The sequence below is a fragment of the Sulfitobacter sp. W074 genome (assembly GCF_025142275.1).
Lineage (GTDB): Bacteria > Pseudomonadota > Alphaproteobacteria > Rhodobacterales > Rhodobacteraceae > Sulfitobacter > Sulfitobacter profundi.
In genome coordinates this window covers 69,193-83,628 of record NZ_CP081130.1, presented here as the reverse complement: position 1 = coordinate 83,628, position 14,436 = coordinate 69,193, and the positions used below count along the sequence as shown (strand labels likewise).

General features: G+C 58.2%; 13 protein-coding genes. 9 read left to right on the top strand and 4 right to left on the bottom strand.

The window, feature by feature from the left end:
* The first annotated feature begins 89 nt into the window (after window positions 1-89).
* The 7 genes from K3762_RS00375 (at window position 90) to K3762_RS00345 (ending at window position 7,434) form a co-directional block, all read left to right on the top strand.
* A complete protein-coding gene (locus K3762_RS00375; protein ID WP_260010822.1) occupies window positions 90-539 on the top strand; it encodes a CopD family protein in 450 nt (149 codons plus the stop codon).
* Window positions 540-663: 124 nt separating this feature from the next.
* Window positions 664-1,935: a transcription termination factor Rho gene (rho, locus tag K3762_RS00370; RefSeq protein ID WP_093927598.1), complete on the top strand. Its 1,272-nt coding sequence runs from the start codon at window positions 664-666 to the stop codon at window positions 1,933-1,935.
* 32 nt (window positions 1,936-1,967) lie between these two features.
* A complete protein-coding gene (gene mnmE, locus K3762_RS00365) occupies window positions 1,968-3,254 on the top strand; it encodes a tRNA uridine-5-carboxymethylaminomethyl(34) synthesis GTPase MnmE (protein ID WP_132443962.1) in 1,287 nt (428 codons plus the stop codon).
* Window positions 3,255-3,267: 13 nt separating this feature from the next.
* The gene (gene mnmG / locus K3762_RS00360) at window positions 3,268-5,130 is read left to right on the top strand and encodes a tRNA uridine-5-carboxymethylaminomethyl(34) synthesis enzyme MnmG (protein ID WP_260010819.1); all 1,863 of its coding nucleotides are present in this window, start codon (window positions 3,268-3,270) and stop codon (window positions 5,128-5,130) included.
* On the top strand, window positions 5,127-5,732 hold the full coding sequence (gene rsmG, locus K3762_RS00355; protein ID WP_260010817.1) for a 16S rRNA (guanine(527)-N(7))-methyltransferase RsmG: 606 nt from the start codon (window positions 5,127-5,129) through the stop codon (window positions 5,730-5,732). The genes mnmG and rsmG overlap by 4 nt, the downstream gene beginning before the upstream one ends.
* The gene (locus K3762_RS00350) at window positions 5,725-6,522 is read left to right on the top strand and encodes a ParA family protein (protein WP_120349797.1); all 798 of its coding nucleotides are present in this window, start codon (window positions 5,725-5,727) and stop codon (window positions 6,520-6,522) included. The genes rsmG and K3762_RS00350 overlap by 8 nt, the downstream gene beginning before the upstream one ends.
* A gap of 12 nt (window positions 6,523-6,534) precedes the next feature.
* A complete protein-coding gene (locus tag K3762_RS00345; protein WP_120349796.1) occupies window positions 6,535-7,434 on the top strand; it encodes a ParB/RepB/Spo0J family partition protein in 900 nt (299 codons plus the stop codon).
* Here the strand turns inward: K3762_RS00345 and hemW are convergent.
* Genes hemW through rph form a run of 3 tightly spaced genes read right to left on the bottom strand, consistent with a single transcriptional unit; the run spans window position 7,431 to window position 9,899 of the window.
* Window positions 7,431-8,585 (bottom strand): radical SAM family heme chaperone HemW, encoded by a 1,155-nt coding sequence (gene hemW, locus K3762_RS00340; protein WP_260010815.1) that lies wholly within the window; start codon window positions 8,583-8,585, stop codon window positions 7,431-7,433. The two genes, K3762_RS00345 and hemW, sit on opposite strands and share 4 nt — an antisense overlap.
* Window positions 8,578-9,189 carry an RdgB/HAM1 family non-canonical purine NTP pyrophosphatase gene (gene rdgB, locus K3762_RS00335; protein WP_132443958.1) on the bottom strand — a complete coding sequence of 204 codons (612 nt, stop codon included), beginning with the start codon at window positions 9,187-9,189 and terminating at the stop codon, window positions 8,578-8,580. Before rdgB ends, hemW begins: the two co-directional genes overlap by 8 nt.
* On the bottom strand, window positions 9,186-9,899 hold the full coding sequence (gene rph, locus K3762_RS00330; RefSeq protein WP_067630810.1) for a ribonuclease PH: 714 nt from the start codon (window positions 9,897-9,899) through the stop codon (window positions 9,186-9,188). Before rph ends, rdgB begins: the two co-directional genes overlap by 4 nt.
* 110 nt (window positions 9,900-10,009) lie before the next feature.
* Between rph and hrcA the strand changes: the two genes are divergently transcribed.
* On the top strand, window positions 10,010-11,074 hold the full coding sequence (hrcA, locus tag K3762_RS00325; RefSeq protein WP_120349793.1) for a heat-inducible transcriptional repressor HrcA: 1,065 nt from the start codon (window positions 10,010-10,012) through the stop codon (window positions 11,072-11,074).
* 9 nt (window positions 11,075-11,083) lie between these two features.
* Window positions 11,084-11,647: a nucleotide exchange factor GrpE gene (locus tag K3762_RS00320; protein WP_067630818.1), complete on the top strand. Its 564-nt coding sequence runs from the start codon at window positions 11,084-11,086 to the stop codon at window positions 11,645-11,647.
* A gap of 29 nt (window positions 11,648-11,676) precedes the next feature.
* On the opposite strand, the gene mutS is transcribed toward K3762_RS00320, so the two are convergent.
* The gene (mutS, locus tag K3762_RS00315; protein WP_132444177.1) at window positions 11,677-14,298 is read right to left on the bottom strand and encodes a DNA mismatch repair protein MutS; all 2,622 of its coding nucleotides are present in this window, start codon (window positions 14,296-14,298) and stop codon (window positions 11,677-11,679) included.
* Between the last annotated feature and the right edge of the window lie 138 nt (window positions 14,299-14,436).

The window sequence follows — 14,436 nt, the reverse complement described above, 5'->3', positions numbered from 1 at the left end:
TCCACAGGAATCCGGTTCCCTACAATCAACTACATCTTTTCTCTTTTCTTATTTATTAAGAAAGAAGCACGCACACCGGAGCCGTCCCCATGTTCGATCTTCTCAGCCTCGCTTATCCGTGGATCAAAGCGCTCCATATCGTGTCCGTCATCAGTTGGATGGCCGCGCTGTTCTATCTGCCGCGGCTCTTCGTGCATCATGTCGAACAGGCAGGCTCGGCAGGTCGGATGCATGAGACCTTCTCGATGATGGAATTTAAGCTCGCTCAGTTCATCATGCGCCCCGCGATGATGGCGACATGGGGTTTCGGCCTCGCCCTCGTTCTGACGCCCGGAATCGTGGATTGGACGATGATCTGGCCTTGGACCAAGGGTGCTAGCGTCCTCGCCATGACGGTTTTCCACGTTTGGTTGAAAAAACAGGTCAAATCCGTCAAAAGCGGCGACAGCACGGTGACAGGCCGTCAGTTCCGCCTTTTGAACGAGGTGCCGACGCTTTTGATGATCGTGATCGTCTTCTCGGTCGTTGTGAAATTCTGAAGCAATTGACTCAAGCAGCCCCGTTGCCTATATCTGCGCCACTGTCCCGTCCGGGGCGGTTTCTGCTTGCCACATTCAAATGATCGACCAGCCCGCATTCTGCTGCGGCTGAACAGGATGCTCCATGACAACCGAAACGCTGAACCTCGCTGATCTCAAGGCGCAGACGCCGAAAAACCTGCTCGCCATGGCCGAAGAGCTGGAGATCGAAAACGCCTCGACCATGCGTAAAGGCGAGATGATGTTCCAAATTCTCCGCGAACGCGCGGATGAGGGCTGGGAGATCTCAGGCGACGGCGTGCTGGAAGTGTTGCAAGACGGATTCGGTTTCCTGCGCTCGCCCGAAGCGAACTACCTGCCGGGCCCCGATGACATCTATGTCTCGCCCGACATGATCCGCAAATGGTCGCTGCGCACAGGGGACACCATTGAAGGGCTGATCAAAGCGCCTGACGACACCGAACGCTATTTCGCGCTGACCGAAGTGACCAAGATCAACTTCGAGGCGCCTGAGAAGGCCCGCCACAAGGTTGCTTTTGAGAACCTGACGCCACTCTACCCCGACGAGCGTCTGACGATGGAGGTCGATGACCCCACCATCAAGGACCGCTCCGCACGGATCATCGATCTGGTTTCGCCCATCGGCAAGGGCCAGCGTTCGCTGATCGTCGCCCCGCCGCGCACCGGTAAGACCGTGCTGCTGCAGAACATCGCCAATAGCATCGAAAAAAACCACCCAGAGTGCTATCTGATCGTCTTGCTGATCGACGAACGGCCCGAAGAAGTCACCGACATGCAGCGTTCGGTAAAGGGGGAGGTCGTTTCCTCCACTTTCGACGAGCCCGCAACGCGCCACGTGGCCGTATCCGAGATGGTGATTGAGAAAGCCAAGCGTCTTGTCGAACATAAGCGCGACGTGGTGATCTTGCTCGATTCGATCACCCGTCTGGGCCGCGCCTTCAACACCGTGGTGCCGTCTTCGGGTAAGGTTCTGACCGGTGGTGTAGATGCAAACGCCCTGCAACGCCCCAAACGTTTCTTCGGCGCTGCGCGGAACATCGAAGAGGGCGGATCGCTCACCATCATCGCCACAGCGCTGATCGACACCGGCAGCCGCATGGATGAGGTGATCTTTGAAGAGTTCAAAGGCACCGGCAACTCTGAAATCGTGCTGGACCGCAAGATCGCCGACAAGCGCGTCTTCCCGGCGATTGACATCCTCAAGTCCGGCACCCGGAAAGAGGATTTGCTGGTCGATAAAGTGGACCTGCAAAAGACCTTTGTCCTGCGCCGCATTCTCAACCCGATGGGCACCACTGACGCCATCGAGTTCCTGCTCGGCAAGCTCAAGCAGACCAAGTCGAATTCTGACTTCTTCGACTCCATGAACACCTGAGTTATTGATTAATAACAATAGGTTAGTGAAATATGGACACGATATTCGCCCAAGCGTCAGCGCCGGGCCGTGCCGGAGTTGCGGTGATTCGCATTTCCGGCCCGCAGGCCTTTGCGATCGCAGAGAAGATCACCGGCCAACGCCCTGAGGGGCGCGAAAGCGTGCTGCGCAATCTTCGGGGCGCCGAGGGGGAGGTCATCGACCAAGCCTTACTCCTCAGCTTTCCCGGGCCGAATTCCTTCACCGGCGAAGATGTTGTCGAGCTGCAAGTTCACGGTTCGATCGCTGTCGTGCGCGCTATGCTCTCACTGCTCTCGACATTCCCGGAAACACGAATGGCTGAGGCAGGTGAATTCACCCGTCGCGCCCTAGAGAATGAAAAGCTGGACCTCGCACAGGTCGAAGGTCTGGCAGATCTCATCGAAGCAGAAACCGAGGCTCAAAGAAAACAAGCTCTCCGCGTTCTCTCCGGGCACCTTGGTGCGCGGGTCGAAGACTGGCGGAAAGACCTGATCCGAGCCGCCGCCCTGCTAGAAGCGACGATCGACTTCGCAGACGAAGAGGTGCCCGTTGATGTTACCCCAGAGGTCGACGCGCTGCTAACCAAAGTCGGGAAAGAGTTGCAGGCCGAAGCGCGGGGCACCTATGTTGCAGAGCGCGTCCGCAATGGCTTTGAAGTTGCCATCATCGGCGCACCTAACGCCGGTAAATCGACCCTGCTAAATGCTCTCGCAGGCCGTGACGCTGCGATTACATCCGAAATCGCTGGCACGACCCGCGACGTTATCGAGGTAAGGATGGACCTCGGCGGTCTTCCAGTGACGCTGTTGGATACGGCGGGTCTGCGCGATAGCGATGATAAGATTGAGGCCATCGGAATCGAGCGGGCTATCGAACGTGCGAAAGCCGCCGACTTGCGGGTCTTCCTTGCCGCCCCGGATGAGACTTTGATGATCGCTCCGGAGCCTGATGATATTGTGGTCCGACCAAAGGCGGATCTCACAGGTATCGGGGAAAGCGGGATATCTGGAAAAACCGGGCAGGGCATCTCCGAGCTTATTGCCCGGGTTCAAACGACCCTTTCGACGAAGAGCGCCAGCATCGGACTTGCGACACATGAGCGACATCGCGTCGCTCTGGAGCAAGCCGTCTCGTGTTTGGCTGAGGTAGATGTTATCCTGCAGCGAGGACCCGACTTTTATGATTTAGCCGCGGCGGAATTGCGATTCGCTATACGCGCGCTCGAAGCCTTAGTTGGCCGAATAGATGTCGAAAACCTGCTGGATGAAATCTTCACCAGCTTTTGCGTAGGTAAATGAAGGAGTGTTTCACGTGAAACATTTTGATGTGATCGTGATCGGCGGCGGCCATGCGGGCGCGGAAGCGGCCCACGCTTCGGCGCGCCTCGGAGCTCATACCGCTCTTGTGACGATGGACCGGAGCGGCATCGGTGTGATGTCTTGCAATCCTGCGATTGGGGGGCTGGGCAAAGGTCACCTCGTCCGCGAGATTGATGCGATGGACGGCGTTATGGGGCGGGTGGCGGATAAGGCTGGCATTCAGTTTCGTCTGCTGAACCGTCGCAAAGGCCCCGCGGTGCAAGGCCCGCGAGCCCAGGCAGACCGCAAAATCTACCGTACCGAGATGCTCAAAGAGATCGAAGGCCAAGAAAACCTCGATATTGTCGAAGGCGAAGTCGTGGATTTCGCGATGGATGGCGACACGGTGGCCGGGGTGGTACTGGCCGACGGCGCTACTATCCGAGCGACCTCTGTGGTGCTGACCACTGGAACTTTTTTGCGAGGCGTCATTCATATCGGCGACGTATCGCACCAGGGTGGACGAATGGGCGACAAAGCCTCCGTTCGGCTCGCTGAACGGATCGATTCCTTTGGCCTTCCTATGGGACGGTTGAAGACAGGGACGCCGCCGCGCTTGGATGGCCGGACCATTAACTGGGATATTTTGGAAAAACAGCCAGGCGACGAGGAGCCTGTCGTATTTTCATTCCTCTCCACAGAAGTATCTGCTCCGCAGGTTGCCTGCGGGATAACGCACACCAACCAGAAAACTCATCAGATCATTCGCGAGAACCTAGATAGGTCCGCCATGTACGGAGGGCATATCGATGGTGTGGGCCCGCGGTACTGCCCATCTATTGAAGACAAGGTGGTTCGATTTGCGGATAAAGACTCGCATCAGGTTTTCTTGGAGCCTGAGGGCGTAGACGACCACACTGTATACCCGAACGGAATTTCAACGTCCCTGCCGGAAGACGTGCAAGAGGCCTACGTACGGAGTATGGTCGGGCTCGAAAATGCAATAATCCTCCAGCCCGGCTATGCCATTGAGTATGATTACATAGACCCCCGTGCTCTGTCTTCGACCCTCGCCGTGCGGACCGTGCCGGGCCTCTATTTGGCGGGTCAGATCAATGGCACCACAGGTTACGAGGAAGCCGCTGCTCAGGGCCTCGTCGCAGGACTAAATGCTGCTTTGATGTCGCAGGGTAGGGACGCTGTGGCATTTGGACGTGCTGAGAGCTATATCGGCGTCATGATTGATGACCTGACGACCCGAGGTGTGAGTGAGCCATATCGCATGTTTACGTCCCGGGCGGAGTTCCGGTTGTCCCTACGCGCAGACAACGCTGACCAGCGCCTGACGCCTCTGGCAATCGAGCTCGGCTGCGTATCGGAAGCTCGCGGTAAGCTCTTTCAGCGTAAGCTGGCTTCTTTGGAGGCCTTTAAGGAGCAATTGCAGGCAAAAGATTGGACCCCGAAGGAACTCCTGGCAGGTGGTATTGCCGTCAATCAAGACGGTTCTAAACGGAATGGTTTTCAGGTCCTCGCGTTTCCGGACGTTAAGTTCGAGGATCTTCTGTCGCTCGATAGTAGCTTAGAGATAGCCCCAAAAGAGGTACGACGCCAGATCGAGCGCGATGCGCTTTACGCGACTTATATCTCCCGTCAGCAGAAAGAGATCGATCTTCTCAAAAAGGACGAGGGCCTTCGGATCCCGCCTGATTTCATGTTCGACGAGCTTGCTGGGCTCTCCAATGAATTGAAGTCGAAGATCGCGGCGGCGCGGCCGGAGACGATGGCACAGGCTGCCCGTATCGACGGGATGACGCCAGCAGCCCTAACCTTAATACTCGCGCGGGTGAAAAGAGGAACGGGTAAGAGGTCTGCATGACGATAGAGAACGCCCTGAATGTTTCACGTGAAACATTTGACAAGCTGGCAGCTTTCGCTGAGCTAGTGCGAAAATGGAATCCGAAGATCAATTTGGTTTCCAAAAACAGCTTGGATGATCTCTGGCAACGTCATATCCTCGATTCCGTACAGGTTTTCGAACTTGCTGAGGGCGAGGGCCATTGGGTTGATCTTGGCAGCGGCGGAGGGTTTCCGGGAATCGTGGTTGCGATTCTCAATCAAGAAGCGCAGAATTTTCAAGTGACCATGGTCGAGAGTGATCAACGAAAATGCGCGTTTCTCCGTACCGCAATACGGGAACTCGGCCTGACCGCTTTAGTCAAAACCGAGAGAATCGAACAGTTGGATGGCCTTGGATCCGATATATTGTCGGCACGGGCTCTTGCTGATTTGACGCAACTTCTGGACTTCACTGAACTTCATCTGAATTCTGACGGTACCGCGCTCTTTCCCAAGGGACAGAATTGGCGAAGTGAAGACAGTGATGCTAAGCAAGTCTGGGCCTACGCGCTCGAAGCCGTAGAGAGCAAAACCAATCCGACTGCCGCTATTTTGAAGATTAAGGATATCACTCGTGTCTGACCTATCTCGTCCGGCTGGACCGAAAATTGTTGCTATTGCGAACCAAAAGGGCGGCGTTGGTAAGACCACAACCACGATCAACCTCGCGGCAGCGCTTGCAGAGGCGGGCAAGCGAATCCTCGTTGTCGATCTTGACCCGCAGGGGAACGCCTCTACCGGGCTTGGGATCGAAGTAGAGGATCGAGAGTTCACGACCTATGATCTTTTGCTTGACGACAGCTTGCCGCAGGATGTCATCCAGCGCACTGAAACGGACGGATTACTTATCGTTCCCGCGACGGTGGACCTCAGTTCTGCGGATATTGAGCTTTTCTCGAATGAGAAAAGGAGCTTCCTACTTCACGATGCGCTGCGGCAACCGGCAATGGATCAGTTTGAGTTCGACTATATTCTGATCGACTGCCCGCCATCTCTCAACCTACTGACAGTAAACGCAATGATCGCGGCGCATTCTGTTCTCGTGCCGCTTCAGAGCGAGTTTTTTGCGCTGGAGGGTCTTTCCCAGCTTATGCTTACGATCCGCGAAGTGCGGCAGAGCGGGAATAAAGATCTGAGGATCGAGGGCGTGCTTCTTACGATGTATGATAGGCGGAATAACCTGTCGCAGCAGGTTGAAAGTGATGCGCGTTCAAACCTTGGAGATCTCGTGTTCCAGACCGTCATCCCGCGGAATGTTCGGGTAAGCGAAGCGCCAAGTTTTGCGATGCCCGTTTTGAGTTACGATCCTACTTCGAAAGGGGCCCAAGCCTACCGCGATTTGGCGGCAGAGCTAACGAGAAACAATGGTTAATAAGGTGGCAGTATGGCAGATAAACAAGAGCGTAAACGGGGCCTTGGCCGGGGGCTTTCGGCACTGATGGCGGATGTAGCTGAGACAGAGAGCGTGGCCGCCAAGGGGGCCGCGGCGGCGGAGCAGTTCGTTCCGATTGAGCGGATCAAGCCGAACCCAGATCAGCCGCGTAAACGGTTTGAGCAAGAGCATCTGGACGATCTCGCCGCATCTATCAAGGAAAAGGGGGTCATTCAGCCCCTAATCGTGCGTGCGCTGGACAATGGCAACTTCGAGATCGTCGCTGGTGAGCGGCGCTGGCGGGCTTCGCAAATCGCGAAGATACATAGCCTTCCGGTTATTGTGCGCGAGTTCACCGATGTTGAAGTGCTCGAAGTTGCGATCATCGAAAACATCCAGCGGGCCGACCTGAACTCGGTCGAGGAAGCGGCGGGTTATCGTCAGCTGATGGATAAATTCGGGCACACGCAGGAGAAGATGGCAGAGGCGCTTGGCAAGAGCCGGAGCCATATTGCGAACCTTTTGCGTCTGTTGAACCTGCCAGATCCGGTGCAGGAAATGGTGCGTCAGAATGAATTGAGCGCGGGGCACGCGCGGGCGCTGATCCCGGCAAAGGACCCGATGAAATTGGCCCAGCAGGTCATCAAGGGTGGCCTTTCCGTGCGGGCAACCGAAGCGTTGGTCAAGAGAGATCAGGCTGGCGAGCGCGGTAATATGGTAAATAAAGAGCGCCTCTCGCAGCGCTCAGAGAAAGACGCCGATACTCAGGCGCTTGAAGGCGACCTGTCAGCTAACCTTGGTATGAAGGTTAGTTTGGACCATAAACCGGGCCAAGAAGCGGGTAAGGTGACGTTGCACTATACCACGCTTGACCAGTTGGACGAGATCTGTCGCCTGCTGGGCGGGTCTTAGGGCAAAAGCGTTTCGATCACGGCGTTTAGAACTATAACGCCTTGATCGGACACGGTTAATCTGCCTCCTTCGCGCTTTGCCATGCCAATATCTTGCAGGTGATCGACCGCCTTTTCGTCGATTTCATGCCCGGCGATATCGGCGTAGCGAGCCAGATCGACGCCTTCTTTCAGGCGTAGACCCATAAGGAGAAACTCGGTCGCCTGTTCGCTTCGGCTGATGGCGGCGCGGGGTTTCTCCGCTTCGCCTTTTGCGACCCCATCAAGCCACCGTTGCGGATTGCTGTAGGCGACGGTTGCTAGTTTTTGTCCGCCAAGCGTCAGCCGTCCGTGCGCGCCGGGGCCGATACCGATGTAATCGCCATAGCGCCAGTAGATCAGGTTGTGACGCGATTGGGCGCCATCGCGTGCGTGATTTGAGACCTCATAGGCGGGCATGCCCATATCGTTGCAGATGTCTTGTGTCAGAGTGAACATATCCGCGCCCAAGTCTTCGTCGGGCAGGCCGCGCAGCTTGCCACGGGCGTAGCGGTCACCGAAAGCGGTGCCTTGTTCGATGGTCAGTTGGTAGAGCGAAATATGGTCTATCGCAAGCGATAGAGCCTGCTTTAGCTCGGCTTCCCATTGGGCCGCGGTCTGATCCTGACGGCCATAGATAAGATCGAAACTGACCCGTTCGAACGTATTGCGGGCGATGTCGAAAGCCGTCAACGCCTCTTCAGTAGAGTGCAGGCGGCCCAAACGCTTGAGATCCCGATCGTTGAGCGCCTGAATTCCCATAGAGACACGTGAAACGCCGGCTTGTCGGTAAGCGGTGAAACGGCCCGCTTCGACAGAACCGGGGTTGGCTTCGAGCGTGATCTCCAGATCATTTGCGGTGGGCCAGTGCCGCCGGATCGCGGCAATGATATCGGCCACGACATCCGGGTCCATCAGGCTGGGTGTGCCGCCCCCGAAAAAGACTGCGTTGAGGACGCGGCCCGGTGTCTCATCCGCCGCTCTCTGAAGCTCTGCCAGATAGGCATCACGCCAGGCGGCTTGGTCAATCCGGCGGCTGACATGGCTGTTGAAGTCGCAATAGGGACATTTCGCCTCGCAAAATGGCCAGTGGATATAAAGGCCGAAGCCGCCCTGTTGCCAATCTTCAGCCAAAACAGCCCGCAATCAATTTCGCAAAAGCATCGGCGCGGTGGCTGATGCTGTTTTTCTGTTCCGCGTCCATCTCGGCGAATGTGATGTCATGCCCATCGGGTTGGAACATCGGGTCATAGCCATGCCCTTGTTCACCCCGCATGGGCCAAACCAGCGTGCCATTTACCTTACCCGCAAAGACTTCGTCGTGGCCATCGGGCCAAGCCAGCACCAGCGTCGCGCAAAACCGGGCGCGGCGCGGGTAGGGGGCGTTTTTTTCCTCCAGCAGGTCCCGCGTTTTGGTCATGGCCATGATGAAATCGCGGCCATTCTCGGTCTCTGCCCAGTCGGCGGTATAGACACCGGGGGCGTTGGCCAGCGCTTCGACCTCAATGCCGGAATCGTCGGCCAAGGCGGCCATGCCGGTGGCCTTGGCCGCCGCATGTGCCTTGATCCGGGCGTTGCCGACGAATGTGGTCTCGGTCTCTTCTGGCTCGGGCAGGTCCATCTCTGCCGCGCCGACGACCTCCACCCCATGGGGCGCGAAAAGCTGCCGCATTTCGTCCAGTTTGCCCGCGTTATGGGTGGCGATCAGGATCCGGCTTTCGGTGAACTTGCGTGTCATGCGGTGACCGATTTCTGAATCGCGGCCAGTTCGCCGACGCCTTTTTCGGCCAGATCCATCAGCTGGTTCATCTGGTCGCGCGTATAGGTAGAGCCTTCGGCGCTCATCTGGACTTCGATCAGCTTGCCGGACCCGGTCATGATGAAGTTACCGTCAACGCCGGCCTCAGAGTCTTCGGGATAGTCGAGGTCAAGCACCGGCTGTCCTGCATAGATGCCACAGCTTACCGCGGCGACCGGATCAACCAGCGGATCAGAGACGACATCGCCCGCTTTCATCAGTTTGTTCACGGCCAACCGCAGGGCAATCCAACCGCCGGTGATCGACGCGCAGCGGGTGCCGCCATCGGCCTGAAGCACGTCACAATCGACGGTGATCTGACGCTCTCCCAGAGCGGAGCGGTCGACACCGGCGCGCAGGGCACGACCGATCAGGCGCTGGATCTCGACCGTGCGGCCCCCTTGCTTGCCCGACGCGGCCTCACGGCGCATTCGTGTATTGGTAGCGCGGGGCAGCATGCCGTATTCGGCGGTGACCCAACCCAGACCGGAGCCTTTGATAAACGGCGGCACGCGGTCTTCGATCGTGGCGGTGCACAGCACATGGGTGTCGCCCATCTTGATCAGGGCCGACCCTTCGGCGTGTTTGGTGAAACCTGTCTCGATCGAGACGGCGCGCATTTCATCGAGTTTCCGGCCAGAGGGACGCATGACATATCCTTTTTGATGTTGCCCGGGGATACCGCCCCACAAGGCTTTGATGCAACCCCGATTGACGTTTGCCCGGCTTGTACCTTTATTGGGGAAGAGAGCGAGCACCGATGAAAAACACGCCTGAATTGCTGAAAGACATGAACGACCGATCCCGCGAGGTGTTTCGCCGGGTGGTCGAAGGCTATCTGGAAAGTGGCGATCCCGTCGGGTCGCGCACGCTGACGCGCGACTTCAGCGAAAAGGTTTCGGCAGCGACGATCCGCAATGTGATGCAGGATCTCGAATACATGGGGCTGCTCGACAGCCCGCATGTCTCGGCCGGGCGGATTCCAACCCAATTGGGGCTGCGGATGTTCGTCGATGGCATGATTGAGATCGGCGACCCGACAGAGTTGGACCGCGAAAAGATCGACGCGACGCTGGGCAATAACTCGTCCGATGTGGGCGGGCTTTTGGACCGGATTGGCTCTGCCTTGTCGGGGGTAACGCATGGCGCCTCCCTTGTGCTGACGCCGAAGCACGAAGCGCCGATAAAGCATATCGAATTCGTCTCTCTGTCGCCTGATAGGGCCTTGGTTGTGCTTGTCTTTTCAGATGGCCATGTGGAAAACCGGCTTTTCACGCCTCCGCCGGGGCAAACGCCCAGTTCGATGCGCGAGGCGGCGAATTTTCTGAATGCTTTCGTTGAGGGAAAGACCCTCAGCGAATTGCAACGCAGCATCAAACAAGAGATCGCCAAACGCCGTCAGGAGATTGACGTCTTGGCCCAGCAACTGGTCGAGAGCGGTGCCGTGCTGTGGGACGCAGAAGGGGAGCATTCCGAACGCTTGATTGTCCGGGGCCGGTCGAATCTGCTGAGCGGGGAGGGGGAAGCCGAAGACCTCGATCGTATCCGCAGCCTCTTTGATGACCTTGAGCGCAAGCGAGACATCGCCGAATTCCTCGAACTGGCCGAAGATGGGGACGGTGTGCGCATTTTTATCGGCTCCGAAAACAAACTTTTCTCACTTTCGGGTTCCTCTCTGGTCGTTTCCCCTTATATGAACGCTGATCGTAAGGTGATCGGCGCCGTGGGTGTCATTGGCCCGACACGCTTAAATTATGGACGTATCGTGCCGATTGTGAACTACACGGCACAACTGGTGGGAAAGCTGATTTCCGACCGGAACTAGAGGTGGAACATGGCAGAGCCGAAAGAAAACGACTTTTTGGACGAGATCGACAGCGCCGAAGCTGAAGAATACGCCGAAGACATGGCCGAGATCGACGAAGAAGCCCTTGCGGTGGAAGAGTTGCGCGCCGAGCGTGACCAATACCGCGACCGTTTCATGCGCGCGCTGGCCGATGCCGAGAACGCGCGCAAACGCTCCGACAAGGATCGGCGCGAGGCCGAGAACTACGGCGGCTCCAAGCTCGCCCGTGACATGCTGCCGGTCTACGACAACATGAAGCGTGCGCTGGAAACCACCACCGAAGAGCAGAAAGAGGCTTTTGGCCCGCTGCTGGAAGGTGTGGAATTGACGATGCGCGAGTTGCTGAACGTCTTTAAAAAGCACGGCATCGAAGTGATCGCACCCGAAGTGGGCGACAAGTTCGACCCCAAGCATCACGAAGCGATGTTCGAAGCCCCGGTGCCCGGCACCGTCGCGGGCGAGATCATTCAGGTCGCCGCCGAAGGCTTCATGCTGCACGACCGTCTGCTGCGCCCCGCGCAGGTTGGGGTGTCTTCGACCCCGGCGAGCTAAGCCCAGTCAGATATCTTTGAAAGAGGCGGTCAGGACTTGGCCGCCTCTTTCAGTTTGTAGATCAGCTCAAGCGCTTCACGGGGGGAGAGTTCATCGGGGATGATCTCTTTCAGCCTTTCCTCGACAGCCGATGTCGTCGCGGGCTTCGGCTGTGGAGTCGGGCTGACGGCGAACAGCGGCAGATCGTCGATCAGGGTCTTTTGCGTCGCGCCGCCTTCGCGCTCGCCTTTTTCCAGCGCCTCCAGCACCACGCGGGCGCGTGCGATCACCGGCGCAGGCAGGCCCGCCAGTTGCGCGACCTGCACCCCGTAAGACCGGTCTGCCGCGCCTTTGCGCACCTCATGGAGAAAGACGACCTCGCCCTCCCATTCCTTGACCGCTACCGTGGCATTGTCGACACCCGGCAGCTTGCCCGCCAGCGCCGTCATTTCATGATAGTGCGTGGCAAACAGCGCCCGTGTCCGGTTCACGTCGTGCAGATGTTCCAGCGTCGCCCAAGCGATAGAGAGGCCATCATAAGTGGCCGTGCCGCGGCCAATTTCATCAAGGATGACCAAGGCGCGGTCATCCGCTTGGTTCAGGATCGCGGCGGTTTCGACCATCTCCACCATGAAGGTCGAGCGCCCGCGCGCCAGATCGTCCGACGCGCCGACGCGGCTGAAAAGCTGGCTGATAACGCCGATATGGGCCGAGCTTGCGGGCACGAAACTGCCCATCTGTGCCATCAACGCAATCAGGGCGTTCTGCCGCAGGAAGGTCGATTTACCGGCCATGTTCGGGCCGGTCAGCAGCCAGATGTTCGCGGCTTCGCCCTCGGCACTAAGGTCGCAGTCATTGGCGATGAAAGGCTCGCCTGATTGTTGGGTCAAAGCGCGCTCAACCACCGGATGCCGCCCGCCCTTGATGTCAAACGCCCGAGACATATCAACGCGCGGGCGGGTCCAATTCTCGCTCCGCGCAAGGTCGGCCAGACCTGTCGCAAGGTCGACTTCGGCTAGCCCGGCAGAGGTTTGGCCAATCTCTGCTGCATGTTCCAAAATGGCACTCCGAAGGCTTTCGTAGAGCCGTTTTTCGATCTCCTGCGCATGGTTGCCAGCGTTGAGGATTTTCGTCTCCAACTCAGACAGTTCGACGGTGGTGAACCGCACTTGGTTCGCCGTTGTCTGACGGTGGATAAAGGTCTCTGACAGCGGCGGAGAGAGCATTTTTTCCGCATGGGTCGCGGTACATTCGACGAAATAGCCCAAGACATTGTTGTGCTTGATCTTGAGCGAGGAAATCCCCGTGTCAGAAACAAATTGCTGCTGCATGCCCGCGATTACGCCGCGCCCTTCGTCGCGCAACTCGCGCGCGGCGTCGAGGTCTCCATCGTGACCGGGCGCGATGAAGCCGCCATCCCGCACCATCAGCGGCGGTTCGGCGACTAAGGCTTGATCCAGCAGGTCGATGAGGTCGCCATGACCCTGCAAACCTTCGGCGGCCTCGCGCAGCAGATCTGGCAGTTCCTGTTGTGTTAGGCTCTGGTGCAAAGCCTCGGCTTCGATCAACCCGTTGCGGATCGCGGCAAGGTCACGCGGGCCGCCCCGGTCAAGCGAAAGTCGCGACAATGCGCGGTCGAGGTCCGGAACATTGCGCAGCCGACGGCGCATGTCTTCGGCAAGACGGGCATTCTCATGGGCAAAGCTGACCGCATCGGCGCGGGCGGACACCACGTCAACGACCCGCGAGGGGCTTGAGATCCGCCGTTCCAGCAGGCGCGCGCCCCCGGCAGTGACGGTATTGTCCATGATCGACAGCAAAGACCCGCCGCGTCCGCCATTCAGAGAATGCGTCAGTTCCAGATTGCGCCGGGTTGCCGCGTCGATCTGTACGGTACGCGCTTCGGCCTCTTTCTGTGGAGGGCGGAGCAGGGGCAGCTTGCCGCGTTGCGTGATTGTGAGGTATTCTATTACCGCGCCCATGGCCGAGACTTCGGCGCGGGTGAAGCTGCCGAATGCCTCAAGCGTCGCGATATCAAACAGGTCGCAGACCCGCTTTTCCGCGCTGGTGCTGTCAAAGGCCGAGCGGGCCAAGCCCGTCAACGCAATCCCGAAATCAGAGACGACTTCGTGCAATTCACTCTCTTTCGCCTCAGAGACGATCAATTCAGACGGCGAGAGGCGGGCCAGTTCCGGCCCCAGACGAACCTGCGCCAGCGGCATGACGTGAAACGCACCGGTAGAGATATCGACCCATGCCATCGCGCAGGCGTCACGGACCTCGGCAAAGGCCGCGAGGTAGTTGTGACGGCGGGCTTCCAGCAGGCTCTCTTCGGTCAGGGTGCCGGGTGTCACCAGCCGCACCACATCGCGTTTCACGACTGACTTATAGCCGCGTTTCTTGGCCTCGGCGGGGCTTTCCATCTGCTCGCAGACCGCCACGCGAAAGCCCTTGCGGATCAGCGTCAGCAGATAGCCTTCGGCGGCATGGACCGGCACGCCACACATGGCGATGTCCTTGCCCTGATGCTTGCCGCGTTTGGTCAGCGCGATGTCCAGCGCTTCGGCAGCGGCCACGGCATCGTCGAAAAACATCTCGTAAAAATCGCCCATGCGGTAGAACAGCAGCGCATCCGCGTGGTCCGCTTTAAGCTCAAGATATTGCGCCATCATTGGCGTTACTTTTTCTGTCTGCACGGCGGCCCCCTATTGCAGCGCGGACCCTACAAAACCCCCCGAAGCAGGGAAAGGGGGTGCAGGCGTGATGGGCGGCCTTTATCGGGCAATTTTGCTCTGACGCGGCGCTTGCGT

Excerpts from the sequence above, each read along its gene's own strand:
- K3762_RS00375 (WP_260010822.1), top strand. The coding sequence starts at position 90 with ATGTTCGATCTTCTCAGCCTCGCTTATCCGTGGATCAAAGCGCTCCAT.
- rho (WP_093927598.1), top strand. The coding sequence starts at position 664 with ATGACAACCGAAACGCTGAACCTCGCTGATCTCAAGGCGCAGACGCCG.
- mnmE (WP_132443962.1), top strand. The coding sequence starts at position 1,968 with ATGGACACGATATTCGCCCAAGCGTCAGCGCCGGGCCGTGCCGGAGTT.
- rsmG (WP_260010817.1), top strand. The coding sequence starts at position 5,127 with ATGACGATAGAGAACGCCCTGAATGTTTCACGTGAAACATTTGACAAG.
- K3762_RS00345 (WP_120349796.1), top strand. The coding sequence starts at position 6,535 with ATGGCAGATAAACAAGAGCGTAAACGGGGCCTTGGCCGGGGGCTTTCG.
- rdgB (WP_132443958.1), bottom strand. The coding sequence starts at position 9,189 with ATGACACGCAAGTTCACCGAAAGCCGGATCCTGATCGCCACCCATAAC.
- rph (WP_067630810.1), bottom strand. The coding sequence starts at position 9,899 with ATGCGTCCCTCTGGCCGGAAACTCGATGAAATGCGCGCCGTCTCGATC.
- hrcA (WP_120349793.1), top strand. The coding sequence starts at position 10,010 with ATGAAAAACACGCCTGAATTGCTGAAAGACATGAACGACCGATCCCGC.
- K3762_RS00320 (WP_067630818.1), top strand. The coding sequence starts at position 11,084 with ATGGCAGAGCCGAAAGAAAACGACTTTTTGGACGAGATCGACAGCGCC.
- mutS (WP_132444177.1), bottom strand. The coding sequence starts at position 14,298 with ATGATGGCGCAATATCTTGAGCTTAAAGCGGACCACGCGGATGCGCTG.